General features: G+C 36.5%; 18 protein-coding genes. 7 read left to right on the top strand and 11 right to left on the bottom strand.

The features are described from left to right. Window positions 1-48: 48 nt before the first annotated feature. Entirely contained in the window at window positions 49-1,104 is a 1,056-nt protein-coding gene (locus I597_RS11990) for a vWA domain-containing protein (RefSeq protein ID WP_035324555.1), read from the bottom strand. Window positions 1,105-1,346: 242 nt separating this feature from the next. Between I597_RS11990 and I597_RS11985 the strand changes: the two genes are divergently transcribed. Beyond that, complete coding sequence (locus tag I597_RS11985; RefSeq protein WP_052111641.1) at window positions 1,347-2,051, top strand: hypothetical protein; 705 nt, start codon at window positions 1,347-1,349, stop codon at window positions 2,049-2,051. A gap of 1 nt (window position 2,052) precedes the next feature. On the opposite strand, the gene I597_RS11980 is transcribed toward I597_RS11985, so the two are convergent. Next, on the bottom strand, window positions 2,053-3,879 hold the full coding sequence (locus tag I597_RS11980) for an ABC transporter ATP-binding protein (protein ID WP_035324556.1): 1,827 nt from the start codon (window positions 3,877-3,879) through the stop codon (window positions 2,053-2,055). 37 nt (window positions 3,880-3,916) lie between these two features. Continuing rightward, window positions 3,917-5,644 carry a phospho-sugar mutase gene (locus I597_RS11975; protein WP_035324557.1) on the bottom strand — a complete coding sequence of 576 codons (1,728 nt, stop codon included), beginning with the start codon at window positions 5,642-5,644 and terminating at the stop codon, window positions 3,917-3,919. Between the two features lie 94 nt (window positions 5,645-5,738). Between I597_RS11975 and I597_RS11970 the strand changes: the two genes are divergently transcribed. After that, on the top strand, window positions 5,739-8,387 hold the full coding sequence (locus I597_RS11970) for a T9SS type B sorting domain-containing protein (RefSeq protein WP_035324558.1): 2,649 nt from the start codon (window positions 5,739-5,741) through the stop codon (window positions 8,385-8,387). Here the strand turns inward: I597_RS11970 and I597_RS11965 are convergent. Together I597_RS11965 and I597_RS11960 are read right to left on the bottom strand one after the other, a co-directional pair. Next, window positions 8,382-9,323, bottom strand: a complete 942-nt coding sequence (locus tag I597_RS11965; RefSeq protein ID WP_035324559.1) for a glycosyltransferase family 2 protein — start codon at window positions 9,321-9,323, stop codon at window positions 8,382-8,384. The genes I597_RS11970 and I597_RS11965 overlap by 6 nt on opposite strands. Then, the gene (locus I597_RS11960; protein WP_035324560.1) at window positions 9,323-9,853 is read right to left on the bottom strand and encodes a DUF4199 domain-containing protein; all 531 of its coding nucleotides are present in this window, start codon (window positions 9,851-9,853) and stop codon (window positions 9,323-9,325) included. Before I597_RS11960 ends, I597_RS11965 begins: the two co-directional genes overlap by 1 nt. A gap of 181 nt (window positions 9,854-10,034) precedes the next feature. Here I597_RS11960 and I597_RS11955 point away from each other — a divergent pair, with 181 nt between their 5' ends. The 4 genes from I597_RS11955 (at window position 10,035) to I597_RS11940 (ending at window position 14,021) form a co-directional block, all read left to right on the top strand. Beyond that, complete coding sequence (locus tag I597_RS11955; RefSeq protein ID WP_021778754.1) at window positions 10,035-10,286, top strand: type B 50S ribosomal protein L31; 252 nt, start codon at window positions 10,035-10,037, stop codon at window positions 10,284-10,286. A 184-nt stretch (window positions 10,287-10,470) separates the two neighbouring features. Continuing rightward, window positions 10,471-11,559, top strand: coding sequence for a hypothetical protein (locus tag I597_RS11950; RefSeq protein ID WP_035324561.1), 1,089 nt, complete (start codon window positions 10,471-10,473; stop codon window positions 11,557-11,559). Between the two features lie 161 nt (window positions 11,560-11,720). Further along, a complete protein-coding gene (ffh, locus tag I597_RS11945; protein ID WP_021778756.1) occupies window positions 11,721-13,049 on the top strand; it encodes a signal recognition particle protein in 1,329 nt (442 codons plus the stop codon). A gap of 78 nt (window positions 13,050-13,127) precedes the next feature. Further along, a complete protein-coding gene (locus I597_RS11940) occupies window positions 13,128-14,021 on the top strand; it encodes a bifunctional 5,10-methylenetetrahydrofolate dehydrogenase/5,10-methenyltetrahydrofolate cyclohydrolase (RefSeq protein WP_021778757.1) in 894 nt (297 codons plus the stop codon). On the opposite strand, the gene I597_RS11935 is transcribed toward I597_RS11940, so the two are convergent. From I597_RS11935 to I597_RS11920, 5 genes are all read right to left on the bottom strand, one after another. Next, complete coding sequence (locus tag I597_RS11935; protein ID WP_035324562.1) at window positions 14,022-14,309, bottom strand: hypothetical protein; 288 nt, start codon at window positions 14,307-14,309, stop codon at window positions 14,022-14,024. Between the two features lies 1 nt (window position 14,310). Beyond that, the gene (locus tag I597_RS11930) at window positions 14,311-14,997 is read right to left on the bottom strand and encodes a hypothetical protein (RefSeq protein WP_035324563.1); all 687 of its coding nucleotides are present in this window, start codon (window positions 14,995-14,997) and stop codon (window positions 14,311-14,313) included. An 81-nt stretch (window positions 14,998-15,078) separates the two neighbouring features. Beyond that, complete coding sequence (locus tag I597_RS11925) at window positions 15,079-15,471, bottom strand: cupredoxin domain-containing protein (RefSeq protein WP_035328511.1); 393 nt, start codon at window positions 15,469-15,471, stop codon at window positions 15,079-15,081. Window positions 15,472-15,862: 391 nt separating this feature from the next. Continuing rightward, entirely contained in the window at window positions 15,863-16,003 is a 141-nt protein-coding gene (locus tag I597_RS14985) for a hypothetical protein (protein ID WP_169741087.1), read from the bottom strand. 197 nt (window positions 16,004-16,200) lie between these two features. After that, window positions 16,201-16,623: a hypothetical protein gene (locus I597_RS11920; RefSeq protein ID WP_035324564.1), complete on the bottom strand. Its 423-nt coding sequence runs from the start codon at window positions 16,621-16,623 to the stop codon at window positions 16,201-16,203. 109 nt (window positions 16,624-16,732) lie between these two features. On the opposite strand from I597_RS11920, the gene I597_RS11915 reads away from it, so the two are divergent. Beyond that, on the top strand, window positions 16,733-17,167 hold the full coding sequence (locus tag I597_RS11915) for an Lrp/AsnC family transcriptional regulator (RefSeq protein ID WP_021778763.1): 435 nt from the start codon (window positions 16,733-16,735) through the stop codon (window positions 17,165-17,167). Here I597_RS11915 and I597_RS11910 read toward each other — a convergent pair. Further along, complete coding sequence (locus tag I597_RS11910; RefSeq protein WP_021778764.1) at window positions 17,160-17,729, bottom strand: hypothetical protein; 570 nt, start codon at window positions 17,727-17,729, stop codon at window positions 17,160-17,162. The genes I597_RS11915 and I597_RS11910 overlap by 8 nt on opposite strands. Window positions 17,730-18,029: the final 300 nt, after the last annotated feature.

Genomic DNA, 18,029 nt, shown 5'->3' with positions numbered 1-18,029 from the left:
AAAGCTTAAAAAAGTCGATAAAAAGCCATTATTAAGTAAAGTATTGCTTTATTCACAACCACTAGTGAACCCTGTAGCATCAAAAGATGTTTGAACAACACCATCTCTGTCACCAGTTATGACTTGTATAATGAGATCATTCTCACCACTGCCATCGCGTTTTGGGCTACAATATTCAAAAAGATAAAAACTATTTGCCTGCCCAGCGACTCCGTTTGATATGTCATTAAAAACAGCTTCCAGTTCGTTACTATTTTCGGCAAAAGCGCTACCCGTTTTACCTATAGCTATGAGAACCTCCTCATCTATTTCTGAGCCTAAACCTATGGTAAAAAAACTTATATCTTCTCCGGCGTTACTTACAGCGTCTAGTGCTTCTTGCTCACTATATCTAGCAGCTTGATCTGTCCCATCTGTAAATATTACAACAGATGCAGCTGCAAATAAATCTTCATTTTCTAAGGTATCTACAATATTTTCGGCATTTGTAGCTGCTTTTATTACAGCTCCATACAAGTCTGTAGAAGGGTCATTACTTATATCATCTGTAATCCCATCTATAGCCTCTTGAAGTTGAGTAGCGCTCGTAGTAAGTGATTGTAACTCGTGTAGTACATCTTCTCCATCAAACCAATATATAGCCATTTTAAAAGATTCTGTAGGTACGGCTGGCATCACATTAGTAATAAAACTGGTAGAGGCTTGTTTTAATTCTTGTAGACTTGAACTCAACACGCTGTTACTTAAATCAAGTACAAGGAGTGTGTTGTTTGAAAAAATTTGAGCATTAGGAGATATCGCGGCAGATGCTTCTGAGCTAGAAATCTCATTATAACAATCATCATTGCGACCTTGTTCAAATATGGTAAAGTTAGAAGGAGTTAATCCGGCCACAGGGCTTCCATCTGTGCCATTTACTTTAAAAAACACAGAAACCTTAGAGGGTAAGGTTGTGTATGATTCTTGAATTGTAATATCTAATTCTTGAGTGCCTAAGTTAAGGCAGGCTATGCTATCATCACCACCTCCGTCATCGTCTCTTGAGCTACAAGAGGTGAGAATTGAAATACTTAAAAGGGCAAAAAATGCGATGTATAATTTCATAACTATTCATTTGGGATTGATGCTTAGAGAACGTCTTACTTTTCTATTTATTTCTTCCATTCTGTAATGTATGCATCTTTTTCACTACTCAATTAAGGGATAATGAGTTGTAAATATTTTATATTTGAATGTTGGTAAAAGTGATTACGCTTACGCGAAAGCGTACTAATAGTAACTAATGGCACACTTTGTGTAATACCCTAAATACATAAAGTCATATTGTAAAAAACGTATTACATCCCTTGAAAACCTTTTCTCCCATAACGTTATCTCTCATTGTAGCATTGCTACTTGTATGCGTTACAAGCACTGCCACAGCACAGATAGATGCGCCCAGAGCCTCTATAGAAATAAAAGGAGAACAACCCAATGAGGTGCCTACAGAGGTTTTTATGTCACCTACAGCTCCAAAAAAGGATAACACAATACAGTCTGGATCTCTTGTTTTTAAGAGTAAGATAAAGTTAAGCGACCCTTTTGCTGCAAAAGAAAAACGTGAAATCAATCTTATAAAAGGAGATGATTTTGCAAAAAAAGACTTTAGTGCACTTGAGAATAAAATGAATAACTCAAATGCAAAAGATAAAGAAAAGTTAAGGCCAGAGTATTATAGAGATCAATATCTAGGAGATTTTAAAAGTGGCTCTAAGTTTGTAAACTTTACATATCGTGATCACGGTACTGTAGATGGAGACCTTGTGAGTGTAAGCGTTAATGGTACAGTGGTTCACCCTCGTATCTTTTTAGAAGGAGAGTTTCAAGGTTTTTATCTTGATCTTGTAAAAGGATTTAATAAAATAGAAGTAAAGGCTTTAAATCAAGGTTCTGTAGGAGCAAATACTGCACAGTTTGTGATGTATGATGATGAGCGACAGGTCATCTCGTCAAACGCTTGGTTTCTTGCTTCTGGATTTACCGCTACCGTTATTATAGTAAAAGAAGAGTAGTCTACTCCTCAAAAGATTGCATAGATACCAGTTTGTGGTACATTCCTTTCTGATCTATTAATTCTTGATGTTTTCCTTGTTCTACAATTTCGCCCTTTTGCATAACCACAATTTCATCTGCATTTTGAATCGTTGAGAGTCTGTGAGCAATCACAATAGAGGTGCGATTCTTCATCATATTTTCTAGCGCCTTTTGCACGAGACGCTCACTCTCTGTATCAAGAGCAGAGGTAGCCTCATCAAGTATCATAATAGGTGGGTTTTTAAGTACTGCTCTCGCTATAGAAAGTCGCTGCTTTTGGCCACCACTTAGCTTATTACCACTATCACCTATATTAGTATCAAGACCTTCTGGAAGCTCTTTTACAAACTCCCAAGCATTTGCGATTTTAAGTGCTTCTATAATCTCCTCATCTGTGGCATTTGCTTTACCTACAATCATATTGTTGCGTAGAGAGTCATTAAAGAGTATGGCATCTTGTGTTACAATACCTATATTTTTCCTTAAGTCTTTAAGAGACATATCGCGTATGTCTACCCCATCTACTGTGATCTCACCAGAAACGACATCATAAAAACGGGTAAGTAGATTTGCAATGGTACTCTTACCAGAACCAGACTGGCCTACCAGTGCAACTGTTTTGCCTTTTGGGACATTAAGTGTGAAGTTCTTAAGTACTAGTTGCTCTTCATATTTAAATGAAATATTATTAATCGCAATAGCCTTTGCAAAGCCTTCTACCGGTGTTGTGATATCTTTATTTGTAATCGTATTTTCTGTTTCAAGAATTTCTAGAATACGTTGAGCAGAGGCATTACCACGTTTTACACTGTAACTAGCTTTAGAAAATGCTTTAGCTGGGGTTAATATCCCATAAGCGAGTCCCATAAATGCGATAAAGGTAGGGCCATCTAGAGTTTCTTCTGTAAGCACCATATTACCACCAAACCATAGTAAAACGCCTATAACTACAATACCTAAGAACTCACTAGTAGGTGAGGCAAGCGCCTGGCGTTGCATCAAACTGTTTGCATAATCATTAAAGCGCTTTGTGCTCGTATTAAAGCTATCTTGAAAACGATCTTCGGCATTAAAACTTTTTATGATTTTGAGTCCGCCTAGAGTTTCTTCTAGTTTTGATAAAATCTCTCCTTGCTCACGTTGCACACGGTCAGACTTCCTTTTGAGTCTTTTACCTATAAGTGATATTACAAATCCCATAATAGGTATAAACGTAAGTACAAATACTGCCAGCTGCGGGCTGAGTAAGAACATAGTCCCCAGCGCAAATATGATGGTAAGAGGCTCTCTTACAATGAGCTCAAGGATGCTTAAAAATGAATGCTGTACCTCCTGCACGTCTGATGTGACACGAGCAATGGTGTCACCCTTGCGTTTTTCTGTAAAGTAAGCCACAGGTAGTGAGACAATTTTCTCATACATTGCATTTCTAATATCCATCAAGACTCCATTCCTTAAAAAAGTAATGAAGTACATCGCTAGGTAACCAAAAAGGTTTTTAAGTAAGAATACCGCAATTACAAAGCCTATCATTAAAGTGAGGGCTTGCACTTTATCATCTCTAGCTATTTCTGTAACATAATACCCCAGAGAGTCTTCCATATAGTCTTTTGCTTTAAGAAGGCCGTTCCACTCTGGCTTTTCGGTAACTGTTTTTGTTTTATCAAAAAGGACCTGTAGCATAGGTATAAGTGCTACAAATCCTAAGGTGCTAAACAATGCATAAAAGACATTACAAATGATATTGAGAATTCCATATCCTTTGTAAGGCAATGCGTAAGAAATAATCTTCTTGAAATATTCCATAAAGTATGTGTGCGCTTTCGCGAAAGCTAAAAAAAGTTTATACCCCTAATGCAGTTTTTATACCAGCAATGCGTTTTTCTAGTATAGCAGAAACACTGTCATACTCTCCCAGTGTAGTGAGTGGTGTGTGAACGCTTATATAAAACTTAATTTTAGGCTCTGTGCCACTTGGTCTAGCTGCTACTTTACTACCATCTTCTGTGTAATAAATAAGTACGTTAGACTTTGGGATGTCAGTGGTAGTAGTCTTTCCGGTCGTTAAGTCTAGTGAGGTAGAGGCTTGATAATCTTCTACACGAGTAACCTTACTGCCATTTATTTCTTGCATAGGTTTCTCACGTAGGTCTTTGAGCATTTGATTTATTTCGGCTGCGCCAGATTGTCCCTTTTTAACAAGCGAGATAAGCGTTTCTTGATAAAAGCCGTGTTTTAGGTATAAGGTTTTGAGTTTTTCAAAGAGTGTTTGTCCATTTTTCTTTGCCTCGGCTGCAATGGTACAAGCGAGTAGGGTAGCAGTTACGGCGTCTTTATCTCTCACAAAATCACCTACCATAAAACCAAAGCTCTCTTCACCACCACCTATAAAGTGTTGTTGTGGGTAATCCTCTATCATTTTTGCTATCCACTTAAAGCCAGTAAGTCCAGTTTTACACTCTACATCGTAAGAGGCAGCAAGTACGTCCATCATAGGTGTAGATACGATTGTACTTCCTACAAATGGTTGTGGGTGCTGGTTTGCGCTTTCGCGAAAGCGTTCTAATAAATAATTTGTCATTAAGACCATAGTTTGGTTACCGTTGAGTATGGTAAGTTTACCATCATCACCTCTCACGGCTATACCCAGACGATCGCAATCTGGATCTGTACCTATCACTATATCTGCTCCTTCTTTTTCTCCTAGCTCTAGTGCCATCTTAAGCGCTGCAGTCTCTTCTGGGTTAGGAGATACTACGGTAGGGAAGTTGCCATCTGGTACTTCCTGTTCTTTTACGATAGATAGGTTTGTAAAACCAGCCTGTTTTAGCGTATCTGGCACTAGTGTTATAGAAGTCCCGTGTAAAGAAGTAAATACGATGCCTAAATCTTCTTTGGTCTTACTGTCAAGACCAAAAGATACCTTTGCAACACTTGCGTCTATAAAAGCTTTATCTACTGTGGTGTCTACACGCTCTATGAGATCATCATTACCTGTAAATTTTATATCACTAAAGTCTAATGCATCTATGGTTTTAATTATTGCAGCATCTTGTGGTGGCACTAGTTGTCCTCCATCTTGCCAGTATACCTTATAACCGTTATACTCTGGTGGGTTATGACTCGCAGTGAGTACAATGCCACAGTGACAGTTTAAGTGTCTCACAGCAAAGCTAAGCTCTGGTGTAGGTCTTAGGTCAGAAAATAAGAAAACCTTAATGCCATTTGCCGAAAATACATCTGCTACAACTTGAGCTAGTTCTTTACTATTATGGCGACAGTCATAGGCTATGGCAACACTTATTTGCTCATCTGTAAACTGACTATATAAATAGTCTGAGAGTCCCTGAGTGTTTTTACCTAGGGTATACTTATTAATTCTATTGGTTCCTGCGCCCATAACACCGCGCATACCTCCTGTACCAAATTCTAGATTTTTATAAAAACTATCTGCGAGCTCATCTGGGTTATGAGCTATGTTATCTTTAATGCTTTGTTGTGTCTGTGCATCAAAAGTGTCAGTAAGCCAGGCATTTGCCTTTTCTAAAATTGCAGGATCGTGGTATACCATAATATTCTATTTGTTAGAGTAACAAAAGTACGGTTTTGTGTTAATTTTTATCGGGAAATACCAATTTCTCATAAATAGATTTGATATTTGACAAATGCCACTTAAAAGTCTGACATTAGTTTTTCTGTTATTTACCTCTGTTGCCTTTAGTCAACTAGAGGCATCAAAGTGGCATTTTGGTAATGGGGCAGGGTTAGATTTTCTGCAGGGTTGTGCAATGTCATTTAACGGCAATGCGATGAATACTATAGAGAGTAGTTCCTCTATGTGTGATCCATTTGGAAATTTACTTTTTTATACAGACGGAGTTACAGTTTATAATGCTAGTGATGGTATTCTGGCAAATGGCGAGGGTTTACTAGGGCAGTTTTCTTCTACTAATGGGGCGTTAATAGTACCAGAGCCAGGTAGTACTTCAAGATATTATATTTTCACGGCAGATGCGGTTCAAAATTATCAAGCCACAGGTCAAGGTTTAGGAATTAATTATTCTATTGTTGATATGAATGCTTCTGGAGGACAAGGTGCAGTAGTTATAAAAAATATAAACATTCTTAATGAAGGTTCAGAAAAACTGACAGCCGTGAGGAGTCAAGACGGATACTGGATTTTAACGCATTATGAAGATCGGTTTTATGCATACCCGTTAACCGTGAGCGGTGTAGGTAGTCCTGTTGTTACCAATATAGGTCCAGATGTATCAGACTACAATAATATAAGGGGTGCTCTAAAGTTTTCGCCAGATGGGTCTAAAGTAGCAATTTGCCATACTTATTTTGAGCCAGAGCTTATGGGAGAGATATTATTATATTCATTTGACCAAAATACAGGAGTCTTAAGTAATGAACAATTGCTTGGGAATGATATTGTATACTATGGTGCGTCATTCTCTCCAAATTCCCAAGTGCTCTATAGTACTGGAAAGGAACCTATTAATGGGGGACAAGATACTGGAAACTCTAAGGTATTTCAATATGATTTACAGGCAGCAGATATAATTTCATCTCGAATAGAACTCGCAGATTATCTATCAAGTCCATTTGTGAATCTAGCAGGATTATTGCAACTAGCAATTGATGGAAAATTATATCACAGCCTTGGGGGGGCAAAATTATCTGTTATTTCATTACCTAATAGAGTAGGGCAACAATGTAATTTTCAATTTAGGTCTGTAGGTGTAGGGATTAACTCATCATCAATAGGTTTACCAATTACTAATGAGATGTACTATAGAAACATTATTGAGTATGAGGAATTGTGCGGCGGTGATGAAACCTCCTTCACTCTCAACTCATCTCAAAGCATTAGTAGTGTACTTTGGAATTTTGGCGACCCAGGATCAGGTTCTTTAAACTCCAGTGTTGATATGACACCAATTCATATTTTTTCAGAGGTAGGAACTTTCACTGTGACTGCACAGGTGACATATACTTCAGGAGAAGCAGAAGTGTTTAGTGTAATTATAAAAAATGTTATTGCACCGCTACTTGCTCCGGCAACGCTGTTTCAATGTGATGTAGATGGTAGTCCAGATGGTATTAGCCAGTTTAATTTACTTGAGGCGTTAGATGTTATTTTTGTACAAGATGTGTCTGATACTTCAGGTTTAAATCTTCGTTTTTTTGAAACTCAACTTGACGCTGAGCTTTCTCAAAACCAAATAGAAAACGCTACTAGTTACTCAAACTTATACAGTGGTCAAATAATTTATGCGAGTGTTGCACTGACCCTAGATTGTACCAGAATTACAGAAGTGACACTTAGTGTTGATGCTGGAGAGCCGCTTGAGGATTTAGAGGTTTCAGTGTGCGTATCCTCTCAAGGTGAAAACTCGGCTGTTGTAGAAGTGTCAAATATTATTGATGTAATAGCATTGATATATCCTGACACTCTCATAAGGCTTTACGAAACTCCTGAGTTTGCGGGCTTACAAACAAATGAAAAGGAGGGGTCGATATTGTATGATTATACTAACCCTAACATTTTATATTATAGACTAGGAGAGCCAGATGAATGTATAGGTATAGGTAAAATTATAATAGCATTGAGTGATCCTCTAGACTTAGAAAACCAGGAACTCGTGGTTTGTTTTACAGAAGAGGGCACTATATTAGAGGGTCCAGAAGGGTTTATGGAGTATGAGTGGAGTACTGGAGAGACCACAAAAGATTTATTTATAACAGAAGCGGGAGTTTATACACTAGATGTCACCTTATTTGCAGGTTGTAGTGGTTCACTATATTATGAAGTTGTAGCAGGCCTAGAACTACAAGTAGAGGTAGAAGTAGAGGATTTTTTACAGGGTAACAAGATTATTGTAGATGCGTACCTTGCAGAAGGGACTATTTATTACAGTATAGATGGAGGAGCCACTTTTGGTACATCAAATGTATTTACAGATTTGCCTCCCGGTATCTATAATATAGCTGTGAGAGACGAAGTGGGTTGCAATTATATTACGAGAGAGGTAGAAGTAAGGGGTGCACCTAAGTTCTTTACACCTAACAGCGACGGTTACAATGACACTTGGCACGTTATAAATGCTCAAAATTATCCAGGATTGACCGTAGAGGTATTTGATAGATTTGGAAAACAAATGACCTCACTCACAAGTAACTCACCAGGATGGGATGGTACTCACAACGGTAAAAAACTAGCAACTAACACGTACTGGTATAAAATCACCTATGAAGAAAGAACTACATATGGGTTCTTTACTTTAATTACTAGAGATGATTCATAATGTTTCCTTTATGTGATATCGCTGCTTTTCTCTCTTTGTTCGTAAGATGAGTTCTCCTATAAAACCAGCTATAAATAGTTGTATACCTATAAGCATAGAAACAAGAGAGATATAAAACTGTGGTCTTTGTGTAATGAGTCTCCCGGCTTTATTTAAGAATAGCTTATCAATACCTAGATAGGCTGCAAAGCCAAAGCCTACTATAAACATCACCACGCCCAGCGCTCCAAAAAGGTGCATAGGTCGCTTACCAAAACTACCTAAAAACCAAATAGTCAATAGGTCAAGAAAACCGTTTAAAAAACGTTCCATCCCAAACTTAGTCTCCCCATACTTGCGAGCTTGATGCTGTACAACCTTCTCACCTATGTTAGAAAAACCAGCATTTTTTGCCAGCACAGGGATGTATCTGTGCATCTCACCATATACATCCACCGTTTTTATAACTTCATTTTTATAAGCTTTAAGACCGCAGTTAAAGTCGTGTAGTTTAAGACCACTTGTTTTACGAGCGGCGGCGTTAAAGAGTTTTGAAGGTAAGTTTTTTGCAATTACAGAGTCGTAGCGCTTCTTTTTCCACCCAGAGACAAGATCATAATTTTGTTCTGCAATCATTTTATAGAGCTCAGGGATCTCTTCGGGGTTATCTTGAAGGTCTGCATCCATTGTGATAATTACATCACCTTCGGCAGCTTTAAAACCAGCGTGTAGCGCTTGCGATTTCCCAAAATTGCGATTAAAACGTATCGCTTTTATATTGTTACGCTTTCGCGAAAGCGTACTTATCACCTCCCAAGACCCATCTGTACTGCCATCATCTACAAATATGATTTCATAAGAAAAACCATTAGAATCCAGGGTTTCTGAAATCCAATAGTGTAATTCATTTAGTGATTCTTCCTCGTTAAGTAGAGGGATAACAACAGATATTTGCATTAACCTAAATCTTGATTTTTCTTTTTCATTGAAAGTGCAGCGATTAGTCCAATTACAGCACAGAAGATTACAGTAAACGCATATTGTAATGAGATATTTTTTAATGAATAAGAGTCTTCAGCTTCAGCTTGTTCCATTGCTTTTTCAATCTCAGATTCAGGAGCCCCAAAACGTATCATTATTTCTTCGGTTTTCTCTAAGCTAATGTCCTTTAGCATTTCTGCCGCTTCAACATCAATAAAATTAAATAATAAATATAGAAATATCATAGGAAGCGCTAAGCCGATTGCTACAGGAACGATGTAGGCTGAAAAAGCTTCTTTAAAAGAAATAAAACCATTCTGTAGGCTTTTAGCTTTAGCAACAGTAACAAACCCTAAAATAATTAAGCCAATAATTATTAATAGACCAAACCAAAAATTTGCTAATATTTCTACATTGATAACATAGGCAACAACATATAATATTATAATGGTTATACCCGAAAATAGGCCATTTTTGAAAGCTAAAGATTTGATTGTATCATTCATAATAATTGGTTTGTTTGGTTATGGCTAGTTAGTACACAAATATACGATATCGTTACATCGAGCCTATAAAAATCGTAACTTCGTATAATAGGTGAGAATTATTTTAAATAATAGTTGTAGTTTTTTAAAAATTATGTAAATTTGCACCTCGAAAAATCGAATATTAAAGCACTGAATTAAGATGAAAGCAGGAATACACCCAGAAAATTTTAGAGTAGTAGCATTTAAGGATATGTCTAACGATGAGGTGTTCTTAACTAAGTCTGCTGCAGATACAAAAGAAACAATTGAGATAGAAGGAACTGAATATCCTTTAATCAAACTTGAAATCTCAAGAACGTCACACCCATTCTATACTGGTAAAGCTAAGCTAGTAGATACAGCTGGACGTATTGACAAGTTCAAAAACAAATACGCTAAGTTTAAGAAGTAATTCTTATACTTTAATTTATAAAAAAGCCTCCTTATCTAAGGAGGCTTTTTTTGTGCAAAAAATTAACATATTCAGCACAATAATATTTTTCTATAGATAATAGTAAAAATAACGCAACCTATAAGTAGGTAGCAGTCTTATAGATATAAACAAATATTCAATAATCATCAATTAAATTTTATCTATGAAACTATCACACATAATACTCTCAATTTTTGCACTTCTAGTTTTTGCTAGTTGCGATAATGAAGATGTAGACGATTTAAGTCAAACCACAACAGCAGATCTTATTGCCGAAGAATCAAATCTTTTTGACCTTTTAGATCAGGTAGTAAAAGATGATCCCAATGAAGTAGACATTACGTGTATAGACTTTATATACTCTTTTATTGTAATAGTGTATAATGAAGACTTGCAAATAATATCATCGCAAACAGTATCTAATGATGGAGAGTTTAGTACTATACTGGGCAATATTGAAGCAAATCAGTTTATAAATGTCAGTTTTCCTATCACGAGTGAGCTAGAAGACGGGACTACTTTTCAAGTAAATAATAAAGAAGAGTTAGAAGCGGCTATACTTGCTTGCAAGGCAGAAGAGGAGGAAGAACTCATAAACGAGTGTACTGGGTTATTCCTAGAGTGCGTATGGGAGGTAGCATTACCAGATGATGTAGCTTTTAGTACATATACAAATGCTGTATTTGATAATGAAGATGATGGTACTACTGATTTATATTACAGAGGAGTCTCTTATAATGGTACTTGGACGGTCTATTTAATAGAAGGTGAACTTCATATAAACATTAACCTTCAAGGTGAAGGTGATGTGCAGTCTGCTTGGAATTTTGATTGGAAAACAGTCATCCAGAGCAACGATACTATGACAATTACAAATGATGAGGGTGTCTCCTTTGTGCTCAATAAAGAATGTGATGAGGCAGACTATTGTAAAACTTTAGACTTTGAGAGTTGTATTATAGATGGAGAATCTTCATTTACATTATCAGATTATGATGATTGCGTCATAATTATAGCGGCACCACAACAAGAAGTAGATGAGGTTACGGGTGAGGTATCACCACTAATAGAGTGGGATATTACCTACTATGATTCTCAAAGTGATGCAGATGCTGCAATTAATGTACTTGTAGATCAATATATTATAAGTGCTACAGCGGGAACTCAAGTAGTTTATGCCCGTATTGAAAACCCAGATACACTTGAGTATACAGTTGCTGCTATAAACTTAATTCCAGAAGATTGTGAATAGGTGAGGCTATTGCAGTACTAAGTAAGCGACATATATGATATGGCTATCTTTATAGGTAGCCTTATTTTTTTGGTTCTTTTTTCTAGAATCTACATCTGTTAATCTGTGCAAAACCGCTTCAAATTCTTAAATTTGCAACCTTTACATACTACCAGAAAACTATGTTTGATAATTTAAGTGATAAGTTAGATAAAGCCCTCCACGTCTTAAAAGGACACGGAAGCATTACAGAAGTAAATGTAGCCGAAACTCTTAAGGAAGTACGTCGTGCGCTTATAGATGCAGATGTTAACTTTAAAACTGCCAAAGAATTTACAAATCGTGTAAAACAAAAGGCACTAGGATCTGACGTATTAACGACTCTACAACCGGGTCAATTAATGGTTAAGATAGTAAAGGATGAGCTTACAGAGCTTATGGGAGGTGATGCTGCAGGCATAAACCTTTCTGCAACACCGTCTATTATCCTTATGTCTGGACTGCAAGGTTCTGGTAAAACAACCTTCTCTGGTAAACTGGCAAACTTTCTTAAAACTAAGAAGACTAAAAAACCACTTCTAGTAGCCTGTGATGTATATCGTCCAGCGGCAATAGACCAGCTACACGTAGTGGGAGACCAGATTAAGGTAGATGTATACTCAGACCGTGATGAGAAGAACCCTGTAAAAATTGCTCAAGATGGTATCGCTTTCGCGAAAGCAAACGGTCATAACGTAGTAATCATTGATACCGCAGGTCGTCTAGCAGTAGATGAAGCAATGATGAAGGAAATAGCAGATGTACACACTGCTATACAACCTCAAGAGACACTTTTTGTAGTAGACTCAATGACAGGTCAAGATGCTGTAAACACAGCAAAAGCCTTTAATGATATTCTTAACTTTGACGGAGTTATACTTACAAAGTTAGATGGTGATACACGAGGTGGAGCAGCAATCTCTATAAAATCTGTAGTAGATAAACCTATTAAGTTTATAGGTACAGGAGAGAAGATGGAGGCGATAGATGTTTTCTACCCTTCTCGTATGGCAGACCGTATCTTAGGTATGGGAGATGTTGTCTCACTAGTAGAGAGAGCACAAGAGCAGTTTGATGAGGAAGAAGCTAGAAAGCTTCAAAAGAAGATAGCAAAGAACCAGTTTGGTTTTGACGATTTCTTAAAGCAAATCCAGCAAGTAAAGAAAATGGGTAATATGAAGGACCTAATGGGGATGATCCCAGGTGCCGGAAAAATGCTCAAGGATGTAGATATAGATGACGACGCTTTTAAACATATAGAAGCAATCATACACTCTATGACACCTGGAGAACGTGAAAACCCTTCTACTATAAATGCAAGTCGTAAAAAGCGTATAGGAAAAGGATCTGGTACCTCTGTACAACAAGTAAACCAGTTACTCAAGCAGTTTAACCAAATGAGTAAAATGATGAAAATGATGCAGGGCGGCGGTGGCCGAAAGATGATGCAGATGATGAATCAAATGAAATAAATTTTATACAAAGGCATTCTTAAAGGATGCCTTTGCTCTTTTATATACCTAACTAATCAAAATAATAAGGAGTCACTTATGGTAATTCTCGACGGTAAAAAAACCTCAAACGACATTAAAAATGAAATCAAAGCCGACGTTGATAAAATGAAGGCAAATAACGAGAAGGTGCCTCACCTTGCTGCAGTAATTGTAGGTAACGATGGTGCTTCTCTTACTTATGTAGGGAGCAAGGTGCGCGCGTGTGAGCGTGTAGGCTTTGAGTCTACGATGGTGCGTATGCCTAATACCACTAGTGAGATAGAGTTGCTAGATAAGATTGAAGAACTTAATGATAATGATGATATAGATGGTTTTATCGTACAGTTACCATTACCGCCACAAATTAATACTCAAAAGGTACTACTAGCAGTAAATCCAGATAAAGATGTAGATGGTTTTCACCCTACAAACTTTGGAAAGATGTCACTAGATATGAGTACGTTTATACCTGCAACACCATTTGGGATATTAGAACTTATGGATCGTTACGGTGTAGAGACTAAGGGTAAACATACTGTTGTAATAGGTCGTAGTCATATAGTAGGAAGACCTATGAGTATCCTTATGGGGCGTAAAGGTTTTCCAGGAAACTCTACGGTGACATTAACCCACAGTCACACAAAAAATATAACGCAGATTACCTCGCAAGCAGATATTATTATTACCGCATTAGGTGTCCCTGGTTTCCTTAAAGCAGAGATGGTAAAAGATGATGCAGTAATTATAGATGTAGGTATCACACGTGTGCCAGACGAGTCTAGAGAGAGAGGATATTACATCACAGGTGATGTAGATTTTGATGCTGTAAGTAAGAAAGCTAGTTTTATTACTCCAGTACCTGGTGGAGTAGGACCTATGACTATTGCTATGTTACTTAAAAACACATTACTAGCAAGAGAGCGTCACAGAGCAATGTCTAAAAGTAAATAATTAATTATGCTTTGCTGCCCCAAAAAAAATAGGGATAGCAATCATAAGCATAGTAGCAATGCCCAGTAGCGTTACAATCCAGTTGTAACGCTTTATAAACAGCCTAGATAGCGCATAAATAATAATGCTTGCAATACCTATAATGATAGGTATGTAAACAATAGATTGAGAAGACTTTTGTAGCGTTCCATAATCGCTGTATGACAGCATCAAGAAACTTAAAATTATAAAAAAGCCCAAGGTGATTAAATTCCACTTTGGGCTTTTGCTTTTTTGACTAAAATTCATATTAATTGTATGCTTTTACATCTGTAAAATAGAGACTAAAACTACCATCTTCACTTTTGTGATCTGTAGCAATCTGTAAGCCATTTATATCTTCATATCCTTCAAAAGTGGTAATCATAGAAGGCTCGCTAGCATTTGCTTTTCTAAAAACCCACTCTGTGATACGGTAATCATCACCGTAGTAAAAATCATAAGCATCTCCTGGTGTATAACCGCCTTCATCACCATACAGTAAGGTGAGTTTATGACTACGCTTTCGCGAAAGCGGACTCATAACACTATCATTTACAGTTATTGTTGTTCCTTCATCCCAAAGTATTTGATAGGGAGCTAGTAGCCAGTATTTATCATTTATAAAACCTTGGTCTGCCGCCATAGAGGTACTGTCTACGCTTGCACGATTGTAAGTAACAGTGTCACTTGTAGTGGTCATTGTGACTTCATTTTGTTTTGGTTTCCAAGACCAAGAGCGTTTTGCGACGGTATTACCACCGCGATCTACATTAAAGGTGAAGTCTAGTTGTGTTACATTATCCCAGTTTTCTATACCGTTTGCATAGGCAATTTTTTCGGCTTCGGTAGTGGGAGTAAATATTACTTCTGCCTCATCTTGAGAGGCTGTTTTTGAATTTTCATTACAACTTAGCGTTAAAGCAACAATAGATAGTACTGCGATGTATTTTTTCATAGTCATAGTTTTCTGGTTCAAAAATAACCAAAAAAAAGCCCCAATACATTATGTATGGGGCTTTGATAGCTGTAGAGTACCTTATTCTACTATAAGAACGTTATCTGTAGCTGTTTTGTTAAGTGGGCAGAAGTATACGTACTCACCTTTTTTAAGTGTCGTAGCGTTTGAGCTACCTGTCGCATTGTTGGGTACAACGGCAGTTACATAAGCTGTTTTAATGTGATTTTCTGGATTTGAAATGTCTTTACCTTTTGGTACTAAAACAAACCCTACATCTGTACCTACGTTGTTATTTGCAATAGAGAAGGTGTAAGTTCCCTCATTTACAACAATTTGTTTTTGAGTAAACTCACCTTTAGTTTGCTCTAAGGCAATAACTTTTGTAGGAGCGTCTTTCATCATTTTATCTTGCGCTTGTGCTGCAAATGTTACAGATAAAAGTAAAACGAACATTGAGATTAATTTTTTCATAGCAATTTTTTCTTTTTTTTGATTTTTAGACTTCAATTAGGAAGCTTTGTTATTAATAATCTCTTTGACGCTGGTTTTACAATGCACTTACAAGTTTTATAGAACTTTAAGAGTGAAACGCTGTAACCTATTTAAAATGAGTGTATTTAATTTTTATTTTTTTTAAATGTAAGATCCATAACAGGTGTTTGTATCGTATAATAATTGTAAATGCTATTTGAGCGTATAAGGTTTCGTTTAGGATAGATTAATAAATAGCCATCATTATCTATACCCTCCTCTGGATAATAAAAGGTCTTAACGCTACAGTGTTAGGACCTTTTTTAATTTTAGATCACAAAAAAAAGCCTTTCTTGTTACAGAAAGGCTTCTTGTTTATATGTATAGATGATTAGTCTACTGCGTTCTCAACATCATCTACTACATTTTCTACTGCGTCACCTACTTTTTCTCCAGTTGTTTTTTCTCTACAGCTTGAGAATGAAAGTGTAAAAATGGCCACAGCTACTAGAGTTAAAAATTTCTTTGTCATAATGTTTGATTTTAATGGTTACTTGTTTTTTTTTTGATAATGTACTTCTATGTAAAAAGGAAGTTGTCATTCATTATCTTAAATTAAAAGTACATTGGTTTTTGAGCAACCCGTTTTGACTTAACGATATTTAACATCAAAATCATAAAAAAAGAAAAAAGACGCTAGCAAGGTAAATGCTAGCCTTATTGACATTATTAATTTTGAGACGTTAGATGTAGTGACCATTTTTTTACACCTGCTTGTAGTTTATTTGCGGCTCTATATAACTGCTTTGCCCTTTTGTCTTTAGGTTGATACACGTCCTCAAGGTTATTACATAGAGATAATATCTTTTCTACACGTTCTTCTATGGTGTTTTTAAAAAACAATTTTTTGCCATAATCTACTGTAATAGAAGCTTCGGCGATGGTCATAGGTAATGATAATGCGCTTGTAGAAATATTTTCTGTAAGGTGTGCTGCTAGCTTTCTTTGCTTTAAGCATCTCCATTTACTGGCGCATAAATTGTTTTTAGACAGCTTTCGCGAAAGCGTAAAAAACGCAACAGCATCTCTATAAGCTGTACACTGAGATGTGTCTTTGTGGTTTGCGAGTTGTATGTCTTTTACAGTAAGCATTGTAAACGTAAAAATACAAGCTTGCTTTGAGATGCTTATTTAATTTTTTAAGTCAATAGATGGTATTGCTTAATAATAAGTGTATTTTTAACTATAAACTTTAAATACTATGATTGATTCTTTAAATAATCGCATTTTACAATGTTTGCAAGAGGATGCTAGGCAGTCTAATACTGCTATAGCAAAAAAGGTAGGCGTGAGCTCTCCAGCAGTGGGTGAGCGCATACGTAAAATGGAAGATGCAGGTATTTTACAAGGGTATAAAGCAATAGTTAATCCAGAGGCAATGGGCTATCAACTTAAGGCTATAATAACAATACGAGCATTTATGGGTAAGCTTAAGCCTTTTATAGAAAATGTAAAAAAATGGGAAGAGGTAGTAAACTGTTATCGCATTACTGGAAATGAGAATATAGTGATGGAAGTTGTACTACGTAACCAGAAGCATCTAGAAGAGCTTATAGATAGAGTGATTACCTATGGTGAGTCAAAAACCCAGATTGTATTATCTCACGTAGTGTCTTATAATCCTATTGTTAAATAAGGTCATCATCATCTCCATCATCCCAGTCGTCTTCTAAGTCTCTTAAGAAGGACTTACTGTCAAAACTCATTGTATCTACAGGATCATCATAAGATACTCCAGGTGGATTAAATAATCCCCAGCGATCTATGATAAAGTTTTTTGTACTAAAAGATTGCACCCACTCTGCAAAGAGTGGTCTAAACTCTTCGACTGCATCATAAAGTAGTTCTAAGTACTCTGCTTCTTTATAACCAGAGGCTTGTAATCCCTTACTATCTGCAATAATTTCTTTTGCTGCTTTACGTATAATGGTCGCATTTTCCATTTTATGATCGTAAAGATCAGTACTATCTGCCGTAGCGATTTCTGACGGAATAAGAAGTGCATTTTCCATCATTTGTCTCGTGTATCGTTCGTACAATCTAAGCTTATAGTGAGTGCTAGGATGAGGGTCGTCAAGGTGTATGCCCTCTATAATATGCTCTACAAGGTGCAGTATTACAAGAGCTTGTTTAAAAACAGGTAGTTTTCGCCACTCGTCTAGTTCACTGTTAAAACGTTCATCTTCGTCATTTATCATAAATTGGCTAGTAAAGTTGGTAATATTAGATCCAATCGGTGATAATTACCTCGAGGTTCCTTATAAATGTACGGCTTATTTGGCTTCTAAGTTTCTTGTAATGCCGTATGTAAGGTACTTTTCGACAAGTAGATATAAACACCCGATGAGCGGATAGCTTTTTCTATTTTAAAAAGTATTTGTACGTATTGCGACACAGTTGTAACTACTTAATTTATGTAAATATGATATCCTGCAGCTCTCTTGAGTAAAAAACACAACAAATTAATACTGTTAAAAACTCCGTTATTCTTTGTTGAA

It is taken from the genome of Dokdonia donghaensis DSW-1, from assembly GCF_001653755.1.
GTDB classification, from domain to species: domain Bacteria; phylum Bacteroidota; class Bacteroidia; order Flavobacteriales; family Flavobacteriaceae; genus Dokdonia; species Dokdonia donghaensis.
The sequence above is the reverse complement of the archived record's forward strand: the minus strand, read 5'-3'. Positions and strand labels throughout refer to the sequence as shown.